Origin of the sequence: Alistipes finegoldii DSM 17242, assembly GCF_000265365.1 — a bacterium.
Classification (GTDB): Bacteria; Bacteroidota; Bacteroidia; order Bacteroidales; family Rikenellaceae; genus Alistipes; species Alistipes finegoldii.
Genome location: NC_018011.1, coordinates 2,505,910 through 2,529,233, shown reverse-complemented (window position 1 = coordinate 2,529,233; position 23,324 = coordinate 2,505,910). Strand labels below are relative to the sequence as shown.

Genomic DNA, 23,324 nt, shown 5'->3' with positions numbered 1-23,324 from the left:
CTATGAAAAAAACGTTTTTATTTTTCACATTGTTGCTTCTTGCTAGCGTGATAGGCCCATCGTCATGCTCTTACCACAACGACGACAATCCCAACGAATATCCCGATCCCCAACCGGAGCCGGAACCGGAGCCGGAACCCCAACCCGATGTTAACGAAAAATACCTCGAAGCATCGTACACTCCCAACTGCTTTATGGTCAAGCCAGGCGAGTCGGTCGACATTCCGGTGCTGAAAGCCTATGCCATATGGGATCTCTATGCTGAATGGCTGGACAAGAGCGATTTCACAGGGATGACACCCGAACCCGTCCTGCTCTGGCAGGATACTCCCGGCCTAATTACAAACGTCGGACTGATCCCGGGGCAGACCGCCGAGGAGGGTTCGATCTTCGTATCGACGGCCGACAAGGTAGGCAACGCCCTAATCGGCCTCCGCATTGGTGGCGAAATACGCTGGAGTTGGCATATTTGGGTGACACGCTACGATCCCAATGCGGAACTGGTGGCCTTCGGAAAGATCTACACATGGGACAACAACGGCGACGGGGTAACGGATTATACCTTCATGGACCGTAATCTCGGCGCCGTGATCAACAAAGCGCTCATCGAGAATACACCGGCCGACTCGCTGACCGCCTGCGGACTGCTGTATCAATGGGGACGCAAGGATCCCTTCCCCGGCGACCGCATACTCCGCGGAACGAATCAGACCGACTACAACCGTTTCGATAGCAAACCCATCTACGACGCTGCAGGAACGCTGCTGACCGAGGGGTCGCAATCGGGAGGCACGGGTATCCGCACGATCAGAACCAGCGAAGACCTGACCCGGACGAACTTTGCCAAATCAATATTTTCGCCGATGCATTTCCTGTTAGCCGACGACTGGTTCCCCAGCAAGGAGCCCCTGAAAGTCGAAGCGTGCGACACGTTGTGGTGCGGTGCTCGGGGCAAAACGCCGTTCGATCCCTGTCCCGAAGGGTGGTGTGTCCCGGCGGACAAGAACGGACTGTTCGCATGGAACGGACTCGACAAGGCCACGACCGACTATTCGCCACTAGGGGTCTTTCCCTATGCCGGATTCCGTTACCGCGTCGGTGGCGGATGCCTGAAGAATTCGGGATTCAATACAGGTATCTGGACTCAGGATACCTACCAGCTCTCCATTTACATCATTCCCTACGACCAACGTCCCAGCATAAAAAGAGACAGGGGCTATCGCAGCGACGGATATTCCGTCCGCTGTGCTAAAGACGAATAACTCAACACACCTTTAATTTATAAAACGATGAAGAAATTTACTTTCCGGAGTTTGCTGGCCATTGCGGCCGCAGGCGTACTCTTTACCGCATGTAAAGACGAGAACGACGACGGCAACACGTCGAAAACGACCTATGAATTTTCAGTGAAAGCCGAAGACAACCCCATCAGCGCCCCGGCCGACGGCAAGACCTACACCATCCTGGTCACCTCAACCAAAACGGCTCAGGCCGGAACGAGCGCAGTAGCCTACGAAGTGGTCTCATCTCCCGAATGGGCTCCGGCCGAACTCGAACAGACGGCGCTGGTCATCACGGTCGCCAAGAACAGTTCGACCGAGGCCCGCGAACCGGGCAAAGTGATCCTCAAACAGGACGAAAGCGACAAGACGCTCGAAATCACGGTCAACCAGGCCGGATTCTCCAATTCGATGTCGCTCGACGCGACTTATTCGACCGACCGCTGCAAGGTGCTCGTGATCGAACCGACGATCACAGGCTTCGACCAAAACCCCGTCTACAAATGGACGGTGAAGGGCCCTAACGACGCGGAAGCTGCCGAAGCCGGAACCGACAAGACGCTTTCGTTCATCCAACTGGAAACGGGCGACTACACGATTTCGCTGACAATCTCCGACGACAGCGGCATCACCGAGACCAAGAGCGCCACCGTCACCGTAACGACCGAGGCTACGGCCTATTCGTATTATATCTCGGAAGTCTTGGAGTATAATCCTGCGATTACCAACGGCAAGGGATTGGCATTCTCGACCATCGACACGCCGTCCACGGTATTGGCAAGCGTCAACACAAAACTCGTCGACAAGCCGTTTGACAAAAACGATCTGGGAGTGAATCTCGGTTCGTTCGGCGGCAGCATCGTATTCAGATTCGACCATACAGTGATGAATGTCAATGGTCTGCGCGACTTCCGCATCGGTTCATATGCCACCAAAGGCGCTTATCCTGCACAAGGGGTTGTCTATGTTTCGTCTGACGCGAACGGCAACGGCAAGGCCGACGATGAATGGTACGAACTGGCTGGCAGCGAATACGGCAAGACCGGCGAACGACGCAACCTGAAAATGGTTTATACCCGTCCCGACAATGTCACCCCGTCCGATGGAATGGTAGAATGGGTCTCCTATGCAATCAACGAATCGGAAACCGGAACCTATTGTTATGCCAAGGCTCCATGGGGGACATTCTCGGTCTGGCCCGCATGGTTGATGGAATCGGCCGAGGGCACCGCACTGACATATACGGGTTGCACGATGCTGCCGCCTCTGGCCAAGGCCCCGGAAGATCTGACGAACGGCTGGCCAACTCAAGCTTCCCGCTGGTACGACTACGGCTATGTCTGCAACAGCGACCCCACGGATGAGACTGGATCGTCGTTCGACATCGGCTGGGCTCGCGACAAAGAAGGGAACAAAGTTAATTTGCCGGGCATCGATTTCGTGAAGATCCAGAACGCCACCTTGCAGGATCTGGGCTACGGCTATGGTCCGGCCTGCGTGTTGTTCAACTGCGCTATCGACCTGCACTTGGCGGGAAAAGAGATCGAAACAATTGCGCAATAATATTTGACACGGCGGCGGGGCCTTTTAATCGCGGTGAACCATTGCAAACCTTCCTGTAATTAATCCTGCCGCCATTTTTTTGATAGTCTGTTTGCAGAAACTGGAGAATCACAGAGGTTAGTAGTATGCGTTGTCTGCCATACAACCATACATCCGGTTTCTGCAAACAGACTTTTTAACGGATTCTTATGAAAAAAACAGTCTATTTCATCCTGCTTAGCGCGGCTACCTTCCTTATCTCCTGCGCATCGAACACGACAGGAATAGACGCCTATACGGAAACCCTCTACAAACCGTCCTATGCCTCGGGCTTCGAGATCGTCGGTGCTGAAGGCCGGCAAAGTACGCTTCTCAAAGTATTCAATCCGTGGCAAGGCGCCGAGAACACCGAAACAACGCTCTTCATCGTCCGCAACGGAGAAAAGATTCCGGCAGGTTTCACCGGACAGGTCGTGAAAGCGGGAGCGAGGCGCATCGTTTGCCTCTCCTCTACTTATGTGGCGATGCTCGATGCGTTGGGACAGGCCGACCGGGTGGTAGGAGTTTCGGGAAGAAACTATATTTCGAATAAATATGTAACGACACACCCCGAAGCCGTGGCGGACATCGGCTTCGACGGAAATATCGACTACGAACTGCTGCTCGCACAACGGCCCGATCTGGTGCTGTTGTTCGGCGTGAGCGGCGCAAGCGGCATGGAGTCGAAACTGCTCGAAATGGGCATTCCGTTCTGTTACATCGGCGAGTACCTCGAAGAGTCGCCGCTCGGCAAGGCCGAATGGCTGGTGGCTATCGCCGAGATCACCGACAGCCGCGAAAAAGGCGAAGCAGTCTTCGAGCCGGTTCCCGAACGTTACGATGCGCTCCGGGCAAAAGTCGCGGCGGCGACTTCGAAACATCCGAAAGTGATGATTAACACGCCCTATGCCGGGTCGTGGTTTATGGCGTCGACCGAAAGCTACGTCGCCCGGCTGATCGCCGACGCCGGAGGGGATTATATTTACAAGAAGAACACATCGAACCGTTCGCTCCCCATCGATCTCGAAGAGGCGTATATGCTCACGGCACAGGCCGATATGTGGCTCAATGCGGGCAGTGCCGCGTCACTCGGGGAGTTGAAATCGCAGTTCCCGAAATTCGCAAACACCCGATGCGTAAGAAACGGTGCCGTTTACAACTGCAACAAACGGCTGAACGCCGCCGGAGGCAACGATTACTGGGAATCGGGCGTCGTCCGGCCCGATGTCGTGCTACACGACCTGATCGCAATCATGCACCCGGAGGCACTGGACGAAAACGACCGGGAATTACACTACTACCAACGCCTCGAATAATCAACGGTCGATACCGTCGCGCGAAAGGACGCCCTGCGTGTAGTAGTGCTTCACATCGCACATTTCAGTAACAAGGTCGGCCGCATCGATCAGTGCCTGCGGTGCATAACGCCCCGTGATAACCACCTCGACAGCCGGATGACGGCTGCGCAGCACATCCAGCACGACAGCGGTCGAGAGCAGTCCGAAATGCAGAGCGATGGTCAGTTCGTCGAGGATCACCACATCGTATTCCCCGCTTCGGAGCAGGTCCGCACAACGGGCCCATCCTTTGCGTGCCGCTTCCGCATCGGCCGACTCGGGGTCTTTTCCGATAAAACATCCGCGCCCCAGTTGTTCGATACGGATACGGCCGAATGCCGGGTCCGAGCCGTTGAACAGCCGTTCGATCTTCGTTTCATTGTATTTCATCGATTTGACGAACTGCCCGACATAGACGCCCTTCCCGGCGCACAACGCCCGCAGGGCCAGTCCGAATGCCGCCGTGGTCTTGCCTTTGCCGTTACCGGTGTAAACGTGTACATAGCCTTTAGTCTCCATTCCTAAAAATTGATTTGATTCCCCTCGGCGAACAGCGAATCGAGAAGCAGACAAAGTTCCGATACCAGTTCCTCTCCGTCCAGATCGCCGTTCAGGGTGAAGAATTTCCCCAGCGGAGTGCAGTACTGCACCGTGCTGACGGCCTCGCAGGAATCGGCACCGCAGATAATGACCGCATCGACATCGTCCTCATGCCGCAGCATGGCGTTGTAAAATGCCAACAGGTACCGCGGGGCGTTTATCGACGGAACAAGTACCATCGTTCCCGATGCGTCGAATTTGTCGGGCGAATTTATCACTTTCAGACCGTATCGGTCTGCAATCCTTCCGGCCGTTTCCGCCGGAACTCCGTATAATACGATATTCATAACTATTCAATTAAAAAAAGGCGCGGCCGGCTACTAATCTCTATGCAATGACTTGTTATGGCAGTAACGGGTCTTTGTTTGGCCGCGCCTTTTTGAGTTATCCGAAAATCAAAATCAAAAGCTGGGCCGCCAGCACCCGCAGGAACATCGACAGCGGATAGACCGTAGCATATCCCACCGAAGGTGCGTCGGACGTGGTCTGCTCGGTCGAATAGGCCAGTGCCGGCGGATTGGTCGACGCGCCCGAAAGCACGCCGATCAGCGTATAATAGTTGAGTTTGTAGTAAAAACGTCCGAAAAGCCCCGCCAGCAGCAGCGGAACGATCGTGATTACAGCTCCGTAAGCGATCCAGACATATCCGCCCGCGACGAGCGTAGGCACGAAATCCTCGCCGGCACCCAGCCCCACGCCCGCAAGGAAAAGCGAAATGCCCACTTCGCGCAGCATCAGGTTGGCCGACATCGTCGTATAGGTGATGAGCCGGTAATGCGGACCGTAGCGGCCGATCAGGATGGCGACGATCAGCGGACCGCCGGCAAGGCCCAGTTTCACGGGCTGCGGAACGCCGGGAATCCAGAACGAAATACTGCCCAGCACGACACCCAGCGCGATGCCGATGAAAATAGGAATCAGGTTGGGATGGTTGAGACGCTTGAGCGAATTGCCGAAGAGCCGCTCGGCATGGGCTACCGAAAGTTCGGGCCCCACGACCGTCACCCGGTCGCCCAGCTGCAACTGCAGATTCCCTGCAGCCACCAGGTCGATACCCGAACGGTTGATGCGTGTAATGGTGACGCCGCTCGTGGAGCGGATGCGCAGTTCGGCGAGTGTCTTGCCGTTCAGCTCGGGTTTGGTGATAAGTATTCGGCGTGAAATCATCTTCCTATCCGGCATCATCGGACCGGCATCCACCTCCCGGCCGAGCAACGCGACCAGTGCCTCGGCATCTTTGGGCGCCGCCACGAGCAAAATCCGGTCGCCGCAGCGGAGCGTCGTCGCAGCATCGGCCAGTTCAGGAGCTTCGCCCGGACGGCAAATCCGCGACACGACGAAATCGCGCAGGGCCAAACGGCGTATTCCGGAGATGCTTTTACCCTCGACGGCAGGATTGCAGATTTCGACGGAAATCCGCCGGGTCGTCAGGTCTTTCAGCACGTCCGTACCCAAACCTGCCGCCTCTTCCTCCTGCCGCACGTCGATACGCAGCAGATAGCGCAACGCCAGCAGGGTCAGGATGGCTCCGATCACTCCGAGCGGATAGGCCAATGCATAGCCTGTCGCGATATCCGGGGCATCGGCTCCGGCGTGCAGGTCGCTGAAAGCCTGCTGCGCGGCACCCAGCCCCGGGGTATTGGTCACGGCACCCGACATCACGCCGACCATCGTCGTCATCGGAAGCCCGGTGACATAATAAAGGGCAACCGTTGTAACGACGCCGAGCGCCACGACCAGTACGGCCAGTTTGTTCAGCGTGACGCCGCCCTTGCGGAACGAGGAGAAAAATCCGGGACCGACCTGCAAACCGATCGAATAGACGAAGAGAATCAGTCCGAACTCTTTGAGGAAGTGCATCAGGTGCTCGTCGATGTTCATGCCGAAATAGCTGAACGCGATGCCGACGAACAAAATACCCGTCACACCCAGCGACACCCCGGCGATCTTCACCTTGCCCAGCATGATGCCGAGTGCGATGCCCAGCGCCAGGATCATCACCGAGTGGGCGACACCGCCGCCCCAAAGCGAATCGGAACCAAATAGCAATCGTTCGAGTAATTCCATACCGAATCCCGTTTTAGGCCGAGCCGTTCCCGCAAAGCAAAACCCGTGTGCCGAAAACGGCACAACAATCCTTGCAACAGCATCGGAATTAAAATTATCATGCAGTATACAACCGAAATCAAACGCCCATCCCTCGGGGTCCTTTGACATCGAATCGACTTGGCAGGTCTTCTGACTGACTCCTGTTCCGAAGCCTTCCCGATCCTTGCGGATCAGTGGCTGAGATGTTCGAAACCTTCACGGAGTTTCACAGCAGCGGGACTGTCCGGGATTTGCACCCGATTCCCTTTTCATTTCCTCCCCGGCACGGGGAACGGAAAACCAAATCTGGGGCAAATATAACGGTTAATCCCGAAAAACAGCGCTCGACAACAAATTATTTTCGTGAAACAGCATTACAAACGCCCGAAACGACTATTTTTGTTTCATGGATTTTTCATTTCGATATACCGCAGAAGACCATTGCGCTGCATTGCCCGTGGCTGACTATATCGCCCGATTCCGTGATGCCATGCGGTTTTTGGAGTGTTGCCGTGCCTGCCGCAATTACAACCGCAGCTGGGGATGCCCGCCGTTCGGATACGATGTCGGAGCATATCTCTCGCAATATACGTCGGCATTGATTATCGCGACGAAGATCACTCCTGCCGAACAGCACGTTCCGATATCGGAAGCCGGCCGGCTGATCCGCCCCGAACGGCAGCGGCTCGAACGGCGTCTGCTCGAAATGGAACACAGGTACGGCGGACGGTCGTTCGCCTATGTCGGCACCTGCCTCTACTGCCCCGAAGGAACCTGCACCCGCCCCGAAGCGAAACCCTGCCGCCACCCCGAACTGGTACGCCCATCGCTCGAAGCCTGCGGATTCGACATCGCACGCACGACCTCCGAACTCTTCGGCATCGAACTGAAATGGGGTACAGACGGATCATTGCCCGAGTATTTGACCCTTGTCTGCGGGTTCTTCCATAATGCAGAAAATATAATATGGAACGGATAAAAGCCGTATTCAACTGGAGCGGCGGCAAGGATTCCGCCCATGCGCTGTTGCGGGCACAGCAATCGGGCGAATACGAGATCGTCGCGCTGCTGACTACCGTAAACCGGGATACGCACCGTTCGACGATGCACGGCATCCCGACGGCATTACTGCAAATGCAGGCCGAAAGCATCGGCGTTCCTCTTTATATCGTAGACCTGACGCCCAAAGGCAATATGGAGGATTACGACGTCGCCATGTCCCGGGCCGTGGAGCATTTCAAGACGCAGGGCGTGACCCGTTTCATCTTCGGGGATATTTTCCTGCACGATGTGCGCAAATACCGGGAGCAGCAACTCTCGCCGCACGGAATCGAAATCGTGGAACCGCTTTGGGGAAAATCTTCGGAAGAGGTGATGAACGATTTCCTCGTATCGGGATTTCGGACGGTCGTCGTAACCACGATGGCCGACGGACTCGGCGCCGACGCCATAGGCCGGGAGATCGACCGCGGCTTCATAGCCTCTCTGCCTGCCGGAGTCGATCCCAATGGAGAAAACGGCGAATATCATACATTCTGTTACGACGGTCCGATCTTCCGACAGCCCGTGCCGTTCCGGCTGGGCCGATCTTTTTCACAAAGCTACGACATCCGCCTAGACGACGGAACGGTGAAAACTTATTCCTATTGGTTTGCCGACCTTCAAGCTCTAAATACAAATTCGGATGCAGGAACCGGCCCTGCATCCGAATAACACGGTACATCTTGGTCACAGCGCGAATTTTGCTCCGATAAAGTAAGTGCGCGGAACTGCCGGACCGTAGATATAAGCGGCATCTTTGTTCTGGCCGAAATCGAGGTCCTTCTGGAAGCTGTCGAAAAGGTTTTTCACCCCGGCATTCAGTTCCAGCCGCAGTTGTTTCGTGAGCCGGAAATTGTACGACAGCCGCAGGCCCATATCCCAGAAATCGGGCGTCAGACGCTCGGTATCCCTCTCGATATACCCAGCATTGTGCTGCACGAGCATCCGGCCCGTGTAGTTGCCGAACACCGACGCCGTGAAATCACGCGTGAGGTTGACGTTCGCCGTCAAGTAGCCGTAATGGTCCGGCGAACGGAACATCCGCCGCTGGGGCGTCACGTCGTCCGACCATTTTTCGGGTTCGTCGTAACGGCTGCGCTGGAAGGTGTAGCCCAGCTGCAGCTCGAACCGTCCCGGAATACCCGCCTTGGCTTCGGCTCCCACGCCGGCCACGGTGGCTCCCGAAGCGTTGCGGCGCTCCTTAATGATGTTGCCCTGGGCATCCTCGCCGATTTTTTCGAGCGTAAACACGTCCTCAAGCATCGTGTAGAATCCTTCGACGAGCAGGTTGGCCTGCACTCGCCCGAAATTATGATACAGATCCACCGATGCACTCAGGCTGTGCGAGTATTCGGGTTTGAGATCCGGAGCGAGTCGAATGATCGCCACCTTGTTGTCCAAAGCGTCGATGTGCAGGTCCTCGTTGTAGGCCTGCGGCGCGCGGTAACCGCTCGAATAGCTGGCCCGCAGGCCGATCTTTTCCGTCGGACTGTAACGCACGTTCACGCGCGGCGAAAAGACGACGTTCTTCATCATGTTGTGCTTGTCCACGCGGCCGCCGATCAGGAAGTTGAGCTTTTCGCTCCGCCACTCGTTCTGGAAAAAGAAACCCGTGCTATGGGTGGTCTGCTCGAAGTCGCGCCCGAAGCCGAGGTATTTGTCGTGCAGCGTATTGTAGTTGTACTCGACGCCCGCCGTCAGTTCCGAGGGCAGGAACAGCAGTTTATGGAAAGAGTAGGTATATTGGGCTCCCGCCACGAACGTCTTGTCGTCCGTAGCGCCATAGGCGTCGGGATTCTTGTCCGTGCCGAAATAACTGTCACGGTCGATATTCTGCGCCGAAGTATAGATGCCCATCCGGTGGCGGTTGTTCGGACTGAACCAGTCGAATTTCAATCCGCCGCCGTCGATCTTGTGATTGAGCTGTTCGGCGATATCGGCCATGTGGGGCGGCTGGTCGAACTCGTTGCCCCCACGGCGAAACTCGTGAATATGGTGGTATTCCGCCGTCAGACGCGTATAGGGCGAAGTTTTGTAATAGGCCCGAAATCCGGCCGTCTCGGAGTTGAGTTTTGGGATGTCCGAGAATCCGTCCCCGTTGCGGTCATACGAATCGCGGTCCTTAATCATGCCGAACAGGTAGACGCCCATTTTGTAGTCGTCGGAGACGAACGAGCCGTTGAGCGAGGTGTTGAAGTCGGCCGTACCGCCCTCAAAGATATTGGTCGTATTGGAGAGTGTGACGGAGTTGCGCAGCGGCTCCTTGGTGATGATGTTGACCACACCGCCGATGGCATTCGCCCCGAACAACGCCGAGCCGCCTCCGCGGATCACCTCGACCCGCTCGATCATGGCGACGGGCAGCTGTTCAAGGCCGTAGACCGATGCCAGCGAACTGAAGATCGGGCGGCTGTCGAGCAGTACCTGCGAATACTGCCCTTCGAGTCCGTTTATGCGCAGCTGGGTCGTACCGCAGTTGCCGCAGTTGGTTTCGACGCGCAATCCCGACTGGAAATTCATCGTCTCGGCCAGATTGCACGAGGCGGTCGATTCGAAGAGTTTGGCCGAGGCCACCGATACGATAGTCGGTGATGTTTTCTTGTTGGTCTCCGTCCGGCTGGCCGACACGACGACCTCTTCGACAGAAAGCGCCTCTTCGGTCAGGGAAAAATTGACCTCGATGGTCTTGTCGGGCGAGATCTCGACCGTCTGCTCGGCACTCCTGTAACCCACAGACGAGGCAACGAGCGTAAAACGGCCCTGCGGCAGGTTCTTCAGGAAATAGTGCCCCGTGGCATCGGTAGCGATGCCGATGGTCGTGCCTTTCACGGCGATGGTGGCAAAGGCCAGATGTTCGTAGGTTTTGGCATCGACCACATGGCCGGTGATATTTGCGTCGCTCTGCTTTTGGGGCTTCATGGCAGGCTCCTCCCCGGCGGAGCATACCGCGGGGAGCATGAGCATGAGAAATGCCCCCAATATTTTTTCTTTCATGGAAAAATCCGGTTTTTGATAATTACTGATACATATACATGGCAACGGGTGCGGGCAACAAGCCCGTCCCGTTCAGAATGGAATGTGTATCAGCAGACGGGAGGTGCACGCAGCCCGTAAATCCGGATCGGAGCGTCCTGCCGGACGGCCGGTTTTTGCGTTTTGAAAATGAAGGAAACTCCCAGCAGCCGTAAGGCGAATGCGACGAGCGTCGCCACCATCATTACCAGCAGCGACAGGTGTGCGATCAGTTGAAACTGCTGCGGGGTATGGCTGTGGCCGGGATTATTCGAGGTACCGGAGAAAGGATGCGAGTGAACATAGATATGCCCGTCGATATTGTGAGCATGGGGAAACAGCGTAACAGAACTCCAGTACCATGCGAAGAGTACCAGTAGCAATACCGCACCTATGTTCCGTTTGTATTTTCGCACTATTCTTTATATGATTGGCTCCAAAGATAACGAAAAAAGATGAAAAATGCATTGTCATCATAAGAAATGCAGACAAATTGCGGATGCAAAATACGAAATACAAATCTCATATTATTAAATACCAATCATTTGACATTTCCAAAAAGTACCCGAAAGCTCAATGATCTTTCCTTATTCATTAGCCTGTGTGATTCGATATAGAGAAAATACAACACCTAATTTTACATTTTTCGGGTGTAAAATTGGGTATCAATCGTATAAAAGATTGATATTCAGAAATTATTTCGGCACGTATGGTACTTGAATATTGATATGCAACAAGACCTTTTCAAAATGGCTCATATCAAACTTGAAGTCCCGTATCAACTGAACCAAAAGAACCGGAAACAACTCTCATGAGCTTACAATCGTTCCAGAAAGCATATCAAAAGATTTCTCAACTGAACCAGTTCTTGATTAGTATGACATACGGGCTGTTTACCCGTACAGCCGTTAAAATCGAGCTTGGTCATGCTGCAATACCTCAGCTTCTACAATCATCGACAAAATTTGTATTATCAAATATGCTTTATTTTAATTCAACCAACAGGTTACACAATAACAAAAGGGATATCCAACATTTGGTTTTCACATTACAACCATTTCTTCTCTGTGGGGAAAATGCGGGGAAAATCCGAAAATAAAAAATCGCCTAACTTGCCATAATCAACAAATTAAGCGATTTTACTTGTACCCGGAGCCGGGGTCGAACCGGCACGACATTGCTGTCATTGGTGTTTGAGACCAACGCGTCTACCGATTCCGCCATCCGGGCAAACCTCATCCGTAGAATCGGGATGGCAAAGATAGTCGAATCTTTGCAATTTTCAAAGAATCCGGCTATTTTTCAAAAAAAGCCCTGATTTTTTTCGCCTTGGCCGGACCGACCAGCGCCGAAAGCTCCTCGGCCGGAGCGGCCTTGACCTTGGCCACGGAGCGAAAGTGCTGGAGAAGCGTGCGGATCGTCTTGTCGCCGATGCCTTCGATCTGCTCCAGTTCGCTATGGATAAACGCCTTGCTGCGCTTCTGACGGTGGAACGAGACGGCGAAACGGTGCACCTCCTCCTGAATGTGCGCCAAAAAGTGGAAAAGGGGCGAAGTGGGACGGATGCCGACCAGCACGGGCGGATAGCCGCAGAGCAGTTCGGAGGTCCGGTGGCGGTCGTTCTTGGCCAGTCCGGCCACAGGTATGTCCAGCCCAAGATACTCCAGCACCTCGTGAATGATGCCCATCTGCCCCTTTCCGCCGTCGGCAATGATGAGATCGGGCAGCTCGGCCCCCTCTTCCTGAAGACGGCTGTAACGCCGGAAGACGACTTCGCGCATCGAAGCGTAATCGTCAGGCCCTTCCACGGTCTTGATGTTGAAGTGACGATACTCCTTGCGTGCGGGTTTTCCATCGCGGAAGACCACGCACGAGGCTACCGGATGGGCCCCCTGCAGATTGGAGTTGTCGAAACATTCGATGTGCCGCGGCTGTCTGTCGAGACGCAGCTCCTTTTGCAGGGCGTTCAACAGCCGTTCGGTATAGCGTTCGGGATTCTTGATTTCGAGGTTTTTGAGCTGCTCGGCGCGGTAGATGCGGGCGCTCTTCTGCGAGAATTCCAGCAGTTCGAGTTTTTCGCCGCGCTTCGGCACCGTGAAGGTCACGCCGTCGAACAACAGCGTCGTCGAAGGCAGGAACGGAACGACGACCTCTTTGGCGAGCGTTCCCGCGATATGCTCCACGATATGCTGGATGGCCAGCGTCAGCATGTCGCGTTCGTCGCCGCCGACGCCCGTCGAGAGTTTCACCGTATAGACGCCCACGATCGAGCCGTGACGGATGCGCACGAAGTTGCAATAGGCCACATCGTCGTCCGGAAGAAGCGAAAAAACATCCACATCGACGATCTTCGCGCTCACGATCACCGACTTGCTCGAATAGTTGTCCAGCGCGTCCAGACGCTGTTTGTAACGCTGCGCCAGCTCGAACTTCAACCCGGCGGCGGCATTCGCCATTTCGCCTTCCAGATAGCTCCGCACGGGACGCAGGTCGCCCTTGAGTACCGCGACGACCATATCGACCAACTTTGCGTACTCCGCTTCGCTCTGCTCCCCGACGCAGGGGCCCTTGCAGTTGCCCAGATGATACTGAAGGCAGACCGAATACCTGCCTTTGGCGATCTGTTCGGGCGCCAGATTGAGCTTGCACGTCCGCAGCGGCACCACTTCGCGCACGAATTCGAGCACGCTGTGCTGCATCATCACCGAGCTGTAGGGACCGAAATACTGCGAACCGTCGCGCGTCAGCTGTCGGGTGGACTGCACGCGCGGAAAATGCTCGCGCCGCACCACGATCCACGGATAGGTCTTGTCGTCCTTGAGCAGGATGTTGTAACGCGGCTGGAGGGTCTTTATCAGCGAATTTTCGAGCAGCAGCGCGTCGGTCTCGCTGTTGACGACGATATGGCGGATCTCGGCGATCTGCCGCACCAGCACACGCACTTTGGCGCTGTGCTCCTTGCTCTGCACGAAATAGGAGGAGACCCGTTTGCGCAGGCTCTTGGCCTTACCCACATAGATAATCGTTCCGGAGCGGTCCACGAACTGGTAGACGCCCGGCGACAGCGGCAGCATCGCCACCTGCTCTTTAAGGTTGTTTTTTCCGGTTTCGGCCATAACGACAATAGCAACGCAAATGTAGCAAATATTTCGCAAAACCCGCAGATGCACCCCTGAAGCCCGTCAGGGGATGATATTGCGGCCGGATTTATCCGCTCCGCTGACGAATTTATCCAATTCTTTGGTTTATTCGTCGGAACGGCATATATTTGCAATCCAATGCAAACACCCTCAAACCTATGAGATTTATTTTACCACTGTTTCTGTTCGGTATGCTCGCCACTTCGTGTATCGACAACAATTACGACTTGTCGGAAATCGACACGGACGGCGTCGTCATCGGCGACGAATTCCGGCTGCCGCTGGCTACGGTCACCGTCAGCATGAGCGAACTGGGCAAGGACGGCACCGACATCAAAGCCCTCTTCGACGAAGCCGACATCTGGCTGCCTTCGCCGCTGCCCGCAGGCGGAAAATACGTGGATCTTCAGAAGATTCAGCACACCCCGTCCTATATCGACGAGCTGCTCGACGAACTGATCGAACAAATGAAGAGGTCCGATGCCAAAATCAACGCCGTGGCGGACCTGCTCCACGACAAGTATCTCGGCACGTTCCTGCCCCTGCTTCCGCCGAACACGGACCCGAAAGATTTCAAGCAGGTATTCATCACGATGTTCCGCGCTACCACGGGATTGCAGGAGAAGCTGGCCGGCGAGGTCCGAGATTTGGCCGGCGGCTACCTGACGGATCTGAAAATCGAAGACGTAACCTACGACCTCGGCAGGATCGACCTCGGCAGCGACGTAGTGGACATGCTGGCCGACAACCTCGATCCGAAAGGCACGGCAAATCCCCGAAACACGCTGGACATCTACGGCGAAATCATCAGCGCACTGCCTGTCAGCCTGCAGTTCAGCCCCCGGTTCTACCCCACGGAGGTGGAATTCGACATACGTGTCGAACCCAACGTAAAGACCAAGATCGGCGAGACGCGGCTCCACGAGAACGACCTGCGCCAGATCATCGACGGCACGGAGATCATCCTCCCCGTCAAGTTGGAGAAATATTTCCCCGGCTCCGGATTCACGCCCGACCAGAAAATCGTCATCGCACTGCGTCTTGTCAAGCGCGGCGGTCTGAAACTCAACCTCTAACCCGGCGCCATACATGAAAAGAATATACGTTTTTCTCGCAACGCTGCTGCTGGCATCAGGCGTGCCGCCCAGAACCCGACGGCTTACTTCATGGAGGGAACGACCTTCCGCAGCCAATTCAACCCGGCTTTCGCACCGCTGCGCGGCTATGTCAACATTCCCGGTCTGGGCGGCATCGACATCAACGCCAGCGGCAATCTGGCCGTGGACAAACTGCTCTATCCCCGCAACGGGAAACTGGTCACGCTGCTCGACGAAGCCGTTTCGACCAGACAGGCGCTTTCGGGACTCAATGCCGACAACCTGCTGGGCATCGACACCCGCGTGAACCTCATCGGCTTCGGCGCCTTCACGCGCAACCACAAGAATTTCTGGTCGTTCGACCTCAACGCCCGCGCGACCGCCGACGCTACGCTGCCCTACTCGCTCTTCGCATTCCTCAAGGAAGGCACGGGCAGCGACATCCACAACATCGGCCTCACGGCCGACAGCTACCTCGAAGCGGCCTTCAGCTACTCGTTCCCGCTGCTCGACGACCGGCTTTACATCGGTGTCCGCGGCAAATTCCTCGTCGGAGCCGCCCGCGCCCGCATGTACTTCACCCGATTCAACGTGACGCACGGAGAAGAGGAGTGGCGGATCGACGCCGCAGGCGGACTCGACATCACCGCCGCCGGTCTCGACGTCACGACCAAGCGCAACGACGCCGGCGAGGAGGTTTACAAGCTGGACGACATCGACTTCAAACCCACGTCGCCCGCAGGCTACGGCTTCGCCGTCGATCTGGGCGCCACGTACGACATCCTGCCCAACCTGCAGGCGTCGCTGGCCGTAAACGATCTGGGATTCATCGGCTGGAGCAAGAAGAAAAACGTTACGGGCTTCTCGTCGAAAGAGCTTTCGTTCACGGGCGTCAACGTCACGGAGGACGGCACCGAATCGCCCGATTTTGACATCGACGTGCTGGAATTTCACAAAGGAGCGCCCCAAAGCGTGTCGCGCATGCTGCGCGCAACGATCAACGCCGGACTCGAATACGAAGTATGGCGCCACAAAATCGGCATCGGCCTGTTGTATTCGGCCCGTTTCTGGGAGTACAAGACCTTTCACAACATCACCGGATCGGTCAATTTCCACCCGATCCGCTGGTTTACGCTCACCGGAAGCTACTCGGTGATCGACAACCGCGGCGGCGCCGTAGGGCTGGGACTCAACCTCTGCCCCAACTGGATCAACTTCTTCATCGGCACGGACGTCCTGATAACCAAACACACGCCGCAGTTCGTACCCGTCAGACAGAGCATCATGAACGTCACGCTCGGCATCGGCGTTCCGATCGGCAAACGCAGCCACCGCATCCCGGCCTACGTCTACGGCAAGGACAGACGTTAGTCACGCATAAAACGGATTACACGAAAACGTTCCGGCGGCAAGGCCGGAACGTTTTTATTTACAGCCGCGGAAAAAACCGGCAAAACAAGCCGTAAAGTCAGCCCATATACGAGAAAACAACAAGCCCCGATGCCCAAACAGTCCGCCCGTTTCCATATTTTAGGCGCACGAATACCACTTTCGGTCAAGGGCATTGCAATTCCAGAAACTTTATTTACCTTTGTAGTGCAGAGTACTATAAAAATCCCCGGAGGACAAAAACTGCGTCCGTCCCCGGAGATATCCGCGTCATAAAAACCATTGCGACGGCCCTCAAATCTGTGTGAAGTTGCGTCACTACTTTTGAATTCTTCAAAATTCGGGCCGTCGCAATCTTTTCTTCTTCCCCAAGACAAAGATCATGCCACAACGGCCCGGTTTTTCCTGCATTCCGGCAGAGGATATCCGCTATCCGGCGACGACCATGTGCTGTTCGAGTGCGGCGCGTGCCGCCAGACGGCCGGCTTCGACGATCTCCCGCGCACGGTAGAATTCGAAGATTCCGAAACGGTCCGCCGGCAGCTCGATCAGCAGGTCGGGTTTGTAGATCTCGCACATCAGACGCGCGATATGCTGCTGCATGATCTCCGACGAAGCGGTAATCACCTTATAATAATTCAGCGAGGACCTGACCCGCGCGGCCATCTCGTCGGAAAACGGCGCGCTCACGTCCACGGCGACCAGCACATCGCCCGGTTCGCGGCGAACGCGGTTCAGCGGAAGCGGATTGACCGTACCGCCGTCCACCAGCACCATGTTGCCCCGGCGGACGGGCCGGAAAACCGAAGGAATCGAAATCGAAGCACGGATGGCGTCGTACAGCCCGCCCCGTTCGAGCACGACCTCGCGCCCGGTCAGCAGGTCGGCCGCCACCGCCGCAAAAGGCAGCGGCATCTGTTCGATCTTCACGTCGGGCACCAGCTCCTTCATGGCGCCGATCACGCGGTTTCCCTTCACGAGACCTTCGGTGCTCAGCGCAAAATCGACCAGACTGAAAACCTTGTATTTATCGAGCGTATACATCCACTCCTTGAATGCTTCGAGGTGTCCCGAAGCATACATGCCGCCGACCAGCGCCCCCATCGAAGTGCCTGCCACGGCATGCACTTCGAATCCCTGACTCTCCAACTCCTCGATAGCCCCGATGTGGGCCACTCCACGCGCTCCGCCGCCGGCAAGCACCAGCGCCGCTCTTCTTTTTTCCATAAAATCAATTGTCGTTATTAATCCGTTCGCGAACTTTGCTCCACGCATGCGTATCGAACAGACAGCTTGCACGCATCATGCCGCACATCTCCCGAAAGCGGGACATCGGAACGACGAAGCTCAAAACATCCGGTTCCACCCACGGGCGTACCGACGGATCGAAAAGGCCCAGAAAACACCTCCTGCCGCCGTTGCGGTTCTCCTGCACGGCCTGCGCCACGACCGAGCTGCACCCCGACCCGAAGGGCGACGCCACGGCGTCCGCCGCATTGTTGTCGAACGTCGCCCACGTCACCAGTCCCGCCAGCGCATCGGGCGCCGCGAAAAAGAGGACTCCCTCCGCTCCGTCAAACGTCTCCGCAACGTCCGCCCGCACGAATTCGAGCCACGCCTTCGGCGCGGGACGCAGGTCGAGAGCGGCGATGAACTCCAGCACCATTTCGGGCGTCCGCTTATAGCGCTCCTTGAGCGACACGAACTGCGGAACGAATTCGGGCATCGGGCTGAATCCCGTGTAGAACTTCCCGCCCCCGCAGCCGATATTGCCGGCATTCAGACTCACGGGCAGCCCCCGGCGCGCTTCGGCCAGCGCCTTGAAGAAACAGCCCCCGACCTTTTCGACCGGGCGCATCGGACTGTCCGTATAGCGGAACAGCAGGGGCAGTTCGGGCCGTTCGCCGAAAGCCTCCCTGTAGGCGGCGGTAAATTCTTTCACATCCATATCTCTTCAATCATTGGTGACAACGTAATCCATAAAAACGTCGTGCGGCTCGACGGGCAGTTCCCCGACCAGCTGATGCGCATAGCAGACTCCGGCCTTCACGCCCCGGAAACCCGGCTGCGACAGGTATTTGTCGTAATATCCCCGGCCGCGGCCCATACGCGCTCCGGCGGCGGTAAAAGCCACTCCCGGAACGACGATGAAGTCGATTTCCGCCGGATCGCACGGCCGCTCCGCAACCGACGGCTCGGCGATTCCGAAAGCGCCCCGGCAAAGTTCTCCGGGCGCATAGTCGTAAAACCGCATCGCATCGCCCTCGACCCGCGGCACGACGATGCGCTTCGCGGCGCTCCACCGCGCCAGCGCGGCACCGGTCTGCGGCTCGTCGGGCAGCGCGCAGAAAAACGCCGCGCAGCGGGCCGCCGAAAATCCGGGCAGACGCTCCACCCGGCCGAAGATGCGTTCCGACGCCGCGTCACGCTCTTCGGAAGAGAGCGAGAGGTTCCGTTTTTTCATCGCAGCGCGCAGTTCTTTCTTGGTCATAAAATCCCACCTTTTCGGCCTAAAATTCCCGCCCGTTTCTATTGTTATTCTGCAAACAATGGCTATCTTTGCGTCCGGGAACACAAAACTTTAACAAATATAAACAAATTTAAATCATTATGAGCTGTTTTTTATCTAATTCCTCGCTGGGCAAGAAGTTAGTGATGAGCGTAACGGGGTGTTTCCTCGTGCTCTTTATTCTCTTCCACATGTCCATGAACATTGTGGCGATCATCTCGCCTGAGGCTTACAACATGATCTGCGCGCTGCTCGGAGCCAACTGGTACGCTCTGGCCGGCACCGCAGTGCTGGCGGCAGGCGTCGTCGTGCACTTCATCTACGCGGTCATCCTCACCATGGAGAACCTCAAGGCGCGCGGCAGTCAGCGCTACGCCGTGACGGTAGTCGAACCGGGCGTGTCGTGGGCGTCGAAAAACATGCTCGTACTGGGCTTCATCATTCTGGGCGGTCTGGCGCTCCACCTCTTCAACTTCTGGGCTAAAATGCAGCTCGTGGAGGTATTGGGCGGCCACGAGAACTCGCTCGGACTCCATCCGGCGGACGGCGCTTCGCTGATCGCCTACACCTTCTCGCAGTGGTATTACGTGGTGATCTACCTCGTGTGGTTCTTCGCCCTCTGGTTCCACCTCACGCACGGCGTATGGTCGATGTTCCAGACCGTGGGATGGGCCAACGACACGTGGTATCCCCGCCTGAAGTGCATCGCCAACATCGTGGCGACGGTCATCTTCCTCGGCTTCGCCGCCGTCGTGGTGATCTACTTCATCAAGAGTGTCTGCCCCTGCTGCGCAGGCGCCTGCTAACCGATTATCCAGAACAATAAACACACAACAGATATGGCTTTCAAATTAGATGCTAAAATTCCTGCCGGCGCTCTCGCAGAAAAGTGGAGCAACCATAAGGCAGCTATCAAGGTCGTAAGCCCCGCAAACAAGCGCAAGCTCGACATCATCATCGTCGGAACGGGTCTGGGCGGTGCATCCGCAGCCGCTTCGCTCGGCGAACTGGGATATAACGTAAAGGTATTCTGCATTCAGGATTCGCCCCGCCGCGCGCACTCGATCGCCGCGCAGGGCGGTATCAACGCCGCGAAGAACTACCAGAACGACAACGACTCGGTATACCGTCTGTTCTACGACACGATCAAGGGCGGCGACTACCGCGCCCGCGAAGCCAACGTCTACCGCATGGCCGAAGTCGCCAACCTGATCATCGACCAGTGCGTGGGACAGGGCGTGCCTTTCGCCCGCGAATACGGCGGCCTGCTGGCCAACCGTTCGTTCGGCGGCGCGCAGGTTTCGCGTACGTTCTACGCCCGCGGCCAGACGGGTCAGCAGCTCCTGCTGGGCGCCTACTCGGTACTCAACAAGGAGATCGCCGCCGGCACGGTGAAGAGCTATCCCCGTCACGAGATGCTCGACATCGTCGTGGAGGACGGCGAAGCCAAGGGCATCATCGCCCGCAACCTCGTCACCGGTGAGATCGAGCGCCACGGCGCACACGCCGTCGTGATCGCAACGGGCGGATACGGCAACGTATTCTTCCTCTCGACCAACGCCATGGCGTCGAACGGCTCGGCTGCATTCCAGTGCTACCGCAAGGGCGCAGGCTTCGCCAATCCCTGCTTCACGCAGATCCACCCCACCTGCATCCCGGTTCACGGCGACCAGCAGTCGAAACTGACGCTGATGTCGGAGTCGCTGCGCAACGACGGCCGCATCTGGGTTCCCAAGAAACTCGAAGACGTGAAGGCGCTGCGTTCGGGCGCCAAGAAGCCGTCGGACATCGCCGAAGAGGACCGCGACTACTATCTGGAGCGCCGCTACCCGGCCTTCGGCAACCTCGTGCCGCGCGACGTGGCATCGCGTGCCGCCAAGGAGCGCTGCGACGCAGGCTTCGGCGTAAACGAGACCGGACTGGCCGTATTCCTCGACTTCAAGACCGCCATCGAGCGTCTGGGCAAGGAGATCATCAAGAAACGTTACGGCAACCTGTTCGACATGTACGAGGAGATCACCGACGTAAGCCCCTACGAGCAGCCGATGCAGATCTTCCCCGCCGTGCACTACACCATGGGCGGCATCTGGGTCGATTACAACCTGATGACCACCATCCCCGGCCTGTATGCCATCGGCGAGGCCAACTTCTCGGACCACGGTGCGAACCGTCTCGGCGCTTCGGCCCTGATGCAGGGTCTGGCCGACGGCTACTTCGTACTGCCCTACACCATCGGCGACTACCTCTCGCACAAGATTCAGGCTCCGAAGGTGAAGACCGATACCAAGGCTTTTGACGAGGCGGAAAAGGGCGTCAGGGAGAAGATCGCCAAGCTGCTGTCGATCGGCGGCAAGCAGTCGGTGGACGACATTCACAAGAAACTCGGCCATATCATGTGGGAGAACGTCGGCATGGCCCGCTCGAAGGAGTCGCTCGAAAAGGCGATCAGCGAGATTCAGGCGCTGCGCAAGGAGTTCTGGAAAGACGTGAAAGTCGTAGGTCAGGAGAAGGATTTCAACGTGGAACTCGAAAAGGCGCTGCGTCTGGCCGACTTCCTCGAACTGGGCGAGCTGATGGCGCGCGACGCACTCAACCGCGAGGAGTCGTGCGGCGGTCACTTCCGCGTAGAACACCAGACCGAAGAGGGCGAAGCCAAGCGTGACGACGAAAACTTCGTATACGCCGCCGTTTGGGAATACAAGGGCGAGGACGCCGCTCCCGAACTGACGAAAGAGCCGCTGAACTTCGAATTCGTACACCCCGCTCAGCGCAACTACAAAGACTAAGCTTTTGACGTTAAACTTTAATAACAATTTGAAATTATGAATTTTACATTAAAGATATGGCGTCAAAAGGACGCTAAGACCAAGGGCGGCTTCGAGACGTACAAAGTCGAGAACATCTCGGCAGACACCTCGTTTCTTGAGATGCTCGACATCTTGAACAACAACCTTATCCACGAGGGCAAGGAGCCCGTAGCGTTCGACCACGACTGCCGCGAGGGTATCTGTGGCATGTGCTCACTGCACATCGACGGTCACGCCCACGGTCCCGGTCAGGCCGCTACCACCTGCCAGATTTACATGCGCAAGTTCAAGGACGGCGCAACGATCACCATCGAGCCGTGGCGCTCGGCGGCGTTCCCCGTCATCAAGGACCTCGTCGTGAACCGCTCGGCTTACGACCAGATTCTTCAGGCCGGCGGCTTCATCTCGGTACGCACCAACTCGGTGCCCGACGCCAATGCGATTCCGATCGCGCAGGCCGACGCCGAAGAGTCGATGGACGCTGCCGCCTGCATCGGCTGCGGCGCCTGCGCGGCAACCTGCAAGAACGGTTCGGCGATGCTCTTCGTCGCCGCCCGCGTATCGTCGCTCGCCAAACTGCCGCAGGGCCGTGTGGAGGGTGCACGCCGCGCCAAGGCGATGGTCGCCAAGATGGACGAGCTGGGCTTCGGCAACTGCACCAACACGGGTGCCTGCCAAGCCGAGTGCCCCAAGTCGATTTCGATCGCGCACATCGCGCGCCTGAACCGCGAGTTCCTCTCCGCGAAGTTCGAAGACTAATAAAAGTGCCGGAACAATCCGGAAAAGGGCGGGAAGCATATTCCCGCCCTTTTTCATGCCCCGGAACGCAGACGCTTGCATCATGCCCCCGCCCCTTCATCCCCGGCAACACTCCTCAGTGATTCACCCCGCGCGCTCCGGGCACTGTTCTCCGGGCACTATTTTCCGGCCGCAGCCGCGGAACGTTCCGGCAAATACCCGAAGCGACGGCTGACCCCACTTTTCTTTCGCACAGCTCCGCAACAACGGTATCGTTCTTGCGACGAAACGCGAAAAACCAAAACGGCAAAAACATGGACATCGTAGAATTTCCAAACGACCGCACCGTCATCTCCACGGAGAACAACGGATTCGCAGGCGGCGAGCGCGACGAAAATCTGATCGACGAGGAGCTGTTGGAGACGGAAATCCCGCTCGACGACCGGATTCCGGACGCGGCGCACGAAGATGCGGAGAACGACCGCCCCGTCTACGACGAGGAGGGCTACCGATACGATCCGGGCGGAGAATGAAAAATCCCCGGAGTAGCCTCCGGGATTCCGTCCGCAACGACGCAGACACCGGCCCTGCAACAGCACGGGATCGGCTCCGAAAATAAAAAAACGCAGAAGCCGCGCCGGCTTCCGCAGGATTCGCATGCAGCAAATGCCGCTCATCAGACAGCAACAAGCATCGTCCATACAA

20 protein-coding genes, 1 tRNA gene and 1 riboswitch are annotated in these 23,324 nt (G+C 56.8%); of the genes, 11 read left to right on the top strand and 10 right to left on the bottom strand.

Annotated features, from left to right (window positions below; all coding sequences use genetic code 11):
- Positions 1 to 2 precede the first annotated feature (2 nt).
- From ALFI_RS11030 to ALFI_RS11020, 3 genes are all read left to right on the top strand, one after another.
- Positions 3 to 1,262 (top strand): fibrobacter succinogenes major paralogous domain-containing protein, encoded by a 1,260-nt coding sequence (locus tag ALFI_RS11030; protein WP_014775873.1) that lies wholly within the window; start codon positions 3 to 5, stop codon positions 1,260 to 1,262.
- Positions 1,263 to 1,289: 27 nt separating this feature from the next.
- A complete protein-coding gene (locus ALFI_RS11025) occupies positions 1,290 to 2,843 on the top strand; it encodes a BACON domain-containing protein (RefSeq protein WP_014775872.1) in 1,554 nt (517 codons plus the stop codon).
- A gap of 188 nt (positions 2,844 to 3,031) precedes the next feature.
- Entirely contained in the window at positions 3,032 to 4,177 is a 1,146-nt protein-coding gene (locus ALFI_RS11020) for an ABC transporter substrate-binding protein (RefSeq protein WP_014775871.1), read from the top strand.
- On the opposite strand, the gene cobO is transcribed toward ALFI_RS11020, so the two are convergent.
- The 3 genes from cobO to ALFI_RS11005 form a co-directional block, all read right to left on the bottom strand.
- Positions 4,178 to 4,717, bottom strand: a complete 540-nt coding sequence (cobO, locus tag ALFI_RS11015) for a cob(I)yrinic acid a,c-diamide adenosyltransferase (RefSeq protein WP_014775870.1) — start codon at positions 4,715 to 4,717, stop codon at positions 4,178 to 4,180.
- Between the two features lie 2 nt (positions 4,718 to 4,719).
- Positions 4,720 to 5,085 (bottom strand): hypothetical protein, encoded by a 366-nt coding sequence (locus ALFI_RS11010; RefSeq protein ID WP_014775869.1) that lies wholly within the window; start codon positions 5,083 to 5,085, stop codon positions 4,720 to 4,722.
- Positions 5,086 to 5,182: 97 nt separating this feature from the next.
- Positions 5,183 to 6,865 (bottom strand): putative transporter, encoded by a 1,683-nt coding sequence (locus tag ALFI_RS11005; protein ID WP_014775868.1) that lies wholly within the window; start codon positions 6,863 to 6,865, stop codon positions 5,183 to 5,185.
- 144 nt (positions 6,866 to 7,009) lie between these two features.
- Positions 7,010 to 7,206, bottom strand: a riboswitch (cobalamin riboswitch).
- Positions 7,207 to 7,292: 86 nt separating this feature from the next.
- Between ALFI_RS11005 and ALFI_RS11000 the strand changes: the two genes are divergently transcribed.
- Positions 7,293 to 7,865, top strand: coding sequence for a DUF2284 domain-containing protein (locus ALFI_RS11000; protein WP_042493615.1), 573 nt, complete (start codon positions 7,293 to 7,295; stop codon positions 7,863 to 7,865).
- Entirely contained in the window at positions 7,853 to 8,599 is a 747-nt protein-coding gene (locus tag ALFI_RS10995) for a Dph6-related ATP pyrophosphatase (RefSeq protein WP_009597486.1), read from the top strand. The genes ALFI_RS11000 and ALFI_RS10995 overlap by 13 nt, the downstream gene beginning before the upstream one ends.
- Positions 8,600 to 8,614: 15 nt before the next feature.
- Here ALFI_RS10995 and ALFI_RS10990 read toward each other — a convergent pair whose 3' ends face one another.
- From ALFI_RS10990 to uvrC, 4 genes are all read right to left on the bottom strand, one after another.
- Complete coding sequence (locus tag ALFI_RS10990) at positions 8,615 to 10,921, bottom strand: TonB-dependent receptor (RefSeq protein WP_014775866.1); 2,307 nt, start codon at positions 10,919 to 10,921, stop codon at positions 8,615 to 8,617.
- A gap of 89 nt (positions 10,922 to 11,010) precedes the next feature.
- Complete coding sequence (locus ALFI_RS10985; RefSeq protein WP_009597463.1) at positions 11,011 to 11,355, bottom strand: hypothetical protein; 345 nt, start codon at positions 11,353 to 11,355, stop codon at positions 11,011 to 11,013.
- Positions 11,356 to 12,085: 730 nt separating this feature from the next.
- Positions 12,086 to 12,169, bottom strand: a tRNA-Leu gene (locus tag ALFI_RS10975).
- A 65-nt stretch (positions 12,170 to 12,234) separates the two neighbouring features.
- Positions 12,235 to 14,055, bottom strand: coding sequence for an excinuclease ABC subunit UvrC (uvrC, locus tag ALFI_RS10970; RefSeq protein WP_014775865.1), 1,821 nt, complete (start codon positions 14,053 to 14,055; stop codon positions 12,235 to 12,237).
- Between the two features lie 182 nt (positions 14,056 to 14,237).
- On the opposite strand from uvrC, the gene ALFI_RS10965 reads away from it, so the two are divergent.
- A complete protein-coding gene (locus ALFI_RS10965; RefSeq protein ID WP_014775864.1) occupies positions 14,238 to 15,155 on the top strand; it encodes a hypothetical protein in 918 nt (305 codons plus the stop codon).
- A gap of 90 nt (positions 15,156 to 15,245) precedes the next feature.
- A complete protein-coding gene (locus tag ALFI_RS10960) occupies positions 15,246 to 16,547 on the top strand; it encodes a DUF5723 family protein (protein ID WP_014775863.1) in 1,302 nt (433 codons plus the stop codon).
- 447 nt (positions 16,548 to 16,994) lie between these two features.
- Here ALFI_RS10960 and ALFI_RS10955 read toward each other — a convergent pair whose 3' ends face one another.
- Genes ALFI_RS10955 through ALFI_RS10945 form a run of 3 tightly spaced genes read right to left on the bottom strand, consistent with a single transcriptional unit; the run spans position 16,995 to position 19,056 of the window.
- The gene (locus ALFI_RS10955) at positions 16,995 to 17,792 is read right to left on the bottom strand and encodes a patatin-like phospholipase family protein (protein WP_014775862.1); all 798 of its coding nucleotides are present in this window, start codon (positions 17,790 to 17,792) and stop codon (positions 16,995 to 16,997) included.
- A gap of 4 nt (positions 17,793 to 17,796) precedes the next feature.
- The gene (locus ALFI_RS10950; RefSeq protein WP_014775861.1) at positions 17,797 to 18,513 is read right to left on the bottom strand and encodes a DUF169 domain-containing protein; all 717 of its coding nucleotides are present in this window, start codon (positions 18,511 to 18,513) and stop codon (positions 17,797 to 17,799) included.
- Positions 18,514 to 18,519: 6 nt separating this feature from the next.
- Positions 18,520 to 19,056: a 5-formyltetrahydrofolate cyclo-ligase gene (locus ALFI_RS10945; protein WP_009597481.1), complete on the bottom strand. Its 537-nt coding sequence runs from the start codon at positions 19,054 to 19,056 to the stop codon at positions 18,520 to 18,522.
- Between the two features lie 119 nt (positions 19,057 to 19,175).
- Here ALFI_RS10945 and ALFI_RS10940 point away from each other — a divergent pair, with 119 nt between their 5' ends.
- The 4 genes from ALFI_RS10940 to ALFI_RS10925 all read left to right on the top strand — a co-directional run bounded on the left by ALFI_RS10940 (position 19,176) and on the right by ALFI_RS10925 (position 23,152).
- Positions 19,176 to 19,880 (top strand): succinate dehydrogenase/fumarate reductase cytochrome b subunit, encoded by a 705-nt coding sequence (locus ALFI_RS10940; RefSeq protein WP_009597483.1) that lies wholly within the window; start codon positions 19,176 to 19,178, stop codon positions 19,878 to 19,880.
- Positions 19,881 to 19,913: 33 nt separating this feature from the next.
- Complete coding sequence (locus ALFI_RS10935; protein WP_009597473.1) at positions 19,914 to 21,860, top strand: fumarate reductase/succinate dehydrogenase flavoprotein subunit; 1,947 nt, start codon at positions 19,914 to 19,916, stop codon at positions 21,858 to 21,860.
- 36 nt (positions 21,861 to 21,896) lie between these two features.
- Positions 21,897 to 22,640: a succinate dehydrogenase/fumarate reductase iron-sulfur subunit gene (locus ALFI_RS10930; protein ID WP_014775860.1), complete on the top strand. Its 744-nt coding sequence runs from the start codon at positions 21,897 to 21,899 to the stop codon at positions 22,638 to 22,640.
- A gap of 293 nt (positions 22,641 to 22,933) precedes the next feature.
- On the top strand, positions 22,934 to 23,152 hold the full coding sequence (locus tag ALFI_RS10925; protein WP_014775859.1) for a hypothetical protein: 219 nt from the start codon (positions 22,934 to 22,936) through the stop codon (positions 23,150 to 23,152).
- The last annotated feature ends 172 nt before the right edge of the window (positions 23,153 to 23,324 follow it).

Coding starts and splice junctions, on each gene's coding strand:
- ALFI_RS10960 (WP_014775863.1), top strand. CDS start 15,246: ATGGAGGGAACGACCTTCCGCAGCCAATTCAACCCGGCTTTCGCACCG.
- ALFI_RS10930 (WP_014775860.1), top strand. CDS start 21,897: ATGAATTTTACATTAAAGATATGGCGTCAAAAGGACGCTAAGACCAAG.
- uvrC (WP_014775865.1), bottom strand. CDS start 14,055: ATGGCCGAAACCGGAAAAAACAACCTTAAAGAGCAGGTGGCGATGCTG.
- ALFI_RS10995 (WP_009597486.1), top strand. CDS start 7,853: ATGGAACGGATAAAAGCCGTATTCAACTGGAGCGGCGGCAAGGATTCC.
- ALFI_RS11010 (WP_014775869.1), bottom strand. CDS start 5,085: ATGAATATCGTATTATACGGAGTTCCGGCGGAAACGGCCGGAAGGATT.
- ALFI_RS10955 (WP_014775862.1), bottom strand. CDS start 17,792: ATGGAAAAAAGAAGAGCGGCGCTGGTGCTTGCCGGCGGCGGAGCGCGT.
- ALFI_RS11005 (WP_014775868.1), bottom strand. CDS start 6,865: ATGGAATTACTCGAACGATTGCTATTTGGTTCCGATTCGCTTTGGGGC.
- ALFI_RS11025 (WP_014775872.1), top strand. CDS start 1,290: ATGAAGAAATTTACTTTCCGGAGTTTGCTGGCCATTGCGGCCGCAGGC.
- ALFI_RS11000 (WP_042493615.1), top strand. CDS start 7,293: ATGGATTTTTCATTTCGATATACCGCAGAAGACCATTGCGCTGCATTG.
- ALFI_RS10965 (WP_014775864.1), top strand. CDS start 14,238: ATGAGATTTATTTTACCACTGTTTCTGTTCGGTATGCTCGCCACTTCG.
- cobO (WP_014775870.1), bottom strand. CDS start 4,717: ATGGAGACTAAAGGCTATGTACACGTTTACACCGGTAACGGCAAAGGC.
- ALFI_RS10935 (WP_009597473.1), top strand. CDS start 19,914: ATGGCTTTCAAATTAGATGCTAAAATTCCTGCCGGCGCTCTCGCAGAA.
- ALFI_RS10940 (WP_009597483.1), top strand. CDS start 19,176: ATGAGCTGTTTTTTATCTAATTCCTCGCTGGGCAAGAAGTTAGTGATG.
- ALFI_RS10990 (WP_014775866.1), bottom strand. CDS start 10,921: ATGAAAGAAAAAATATTGGGGGCATTTCTCATGCTCATGCTCCCCGCG.
- ALFI_RS10945 (WP_009597481.1), bottom strand. CDS start 19,056: ATGACCAAGAAAGAACTGCGCGCTGCGATGAAAAAACGGAACCTCTCG.
- ALFI_RS10950 (WP_014775861.1), bottom strand. CDS start 18,513: ATGGATGTGAAAGAATTTACCGCCGCCTACAGGGAGGCTTTCGGCGAA.
- ALFI_RS10925 (WP_014775859.1), top strand. CDS start 22,934: ATGGACATCGTAGAATTTCCAAACGACCGCACCGTCATCTCCACGGAG.
- ALFI_RS11020 (WP_014775871.1), top strand. CDS start 3,032: ATGAAAAAAACAGTCTATTTCATCCTGCTTAGCGCGGCTACCTTCCTT.
- ALFI_RS11030 (WP_014775873.1), top strand. CDS start 3: ATGAAAAAAACGTTTTTATTTTTCACATTGTTGCTTCTTGCTAGCGTG.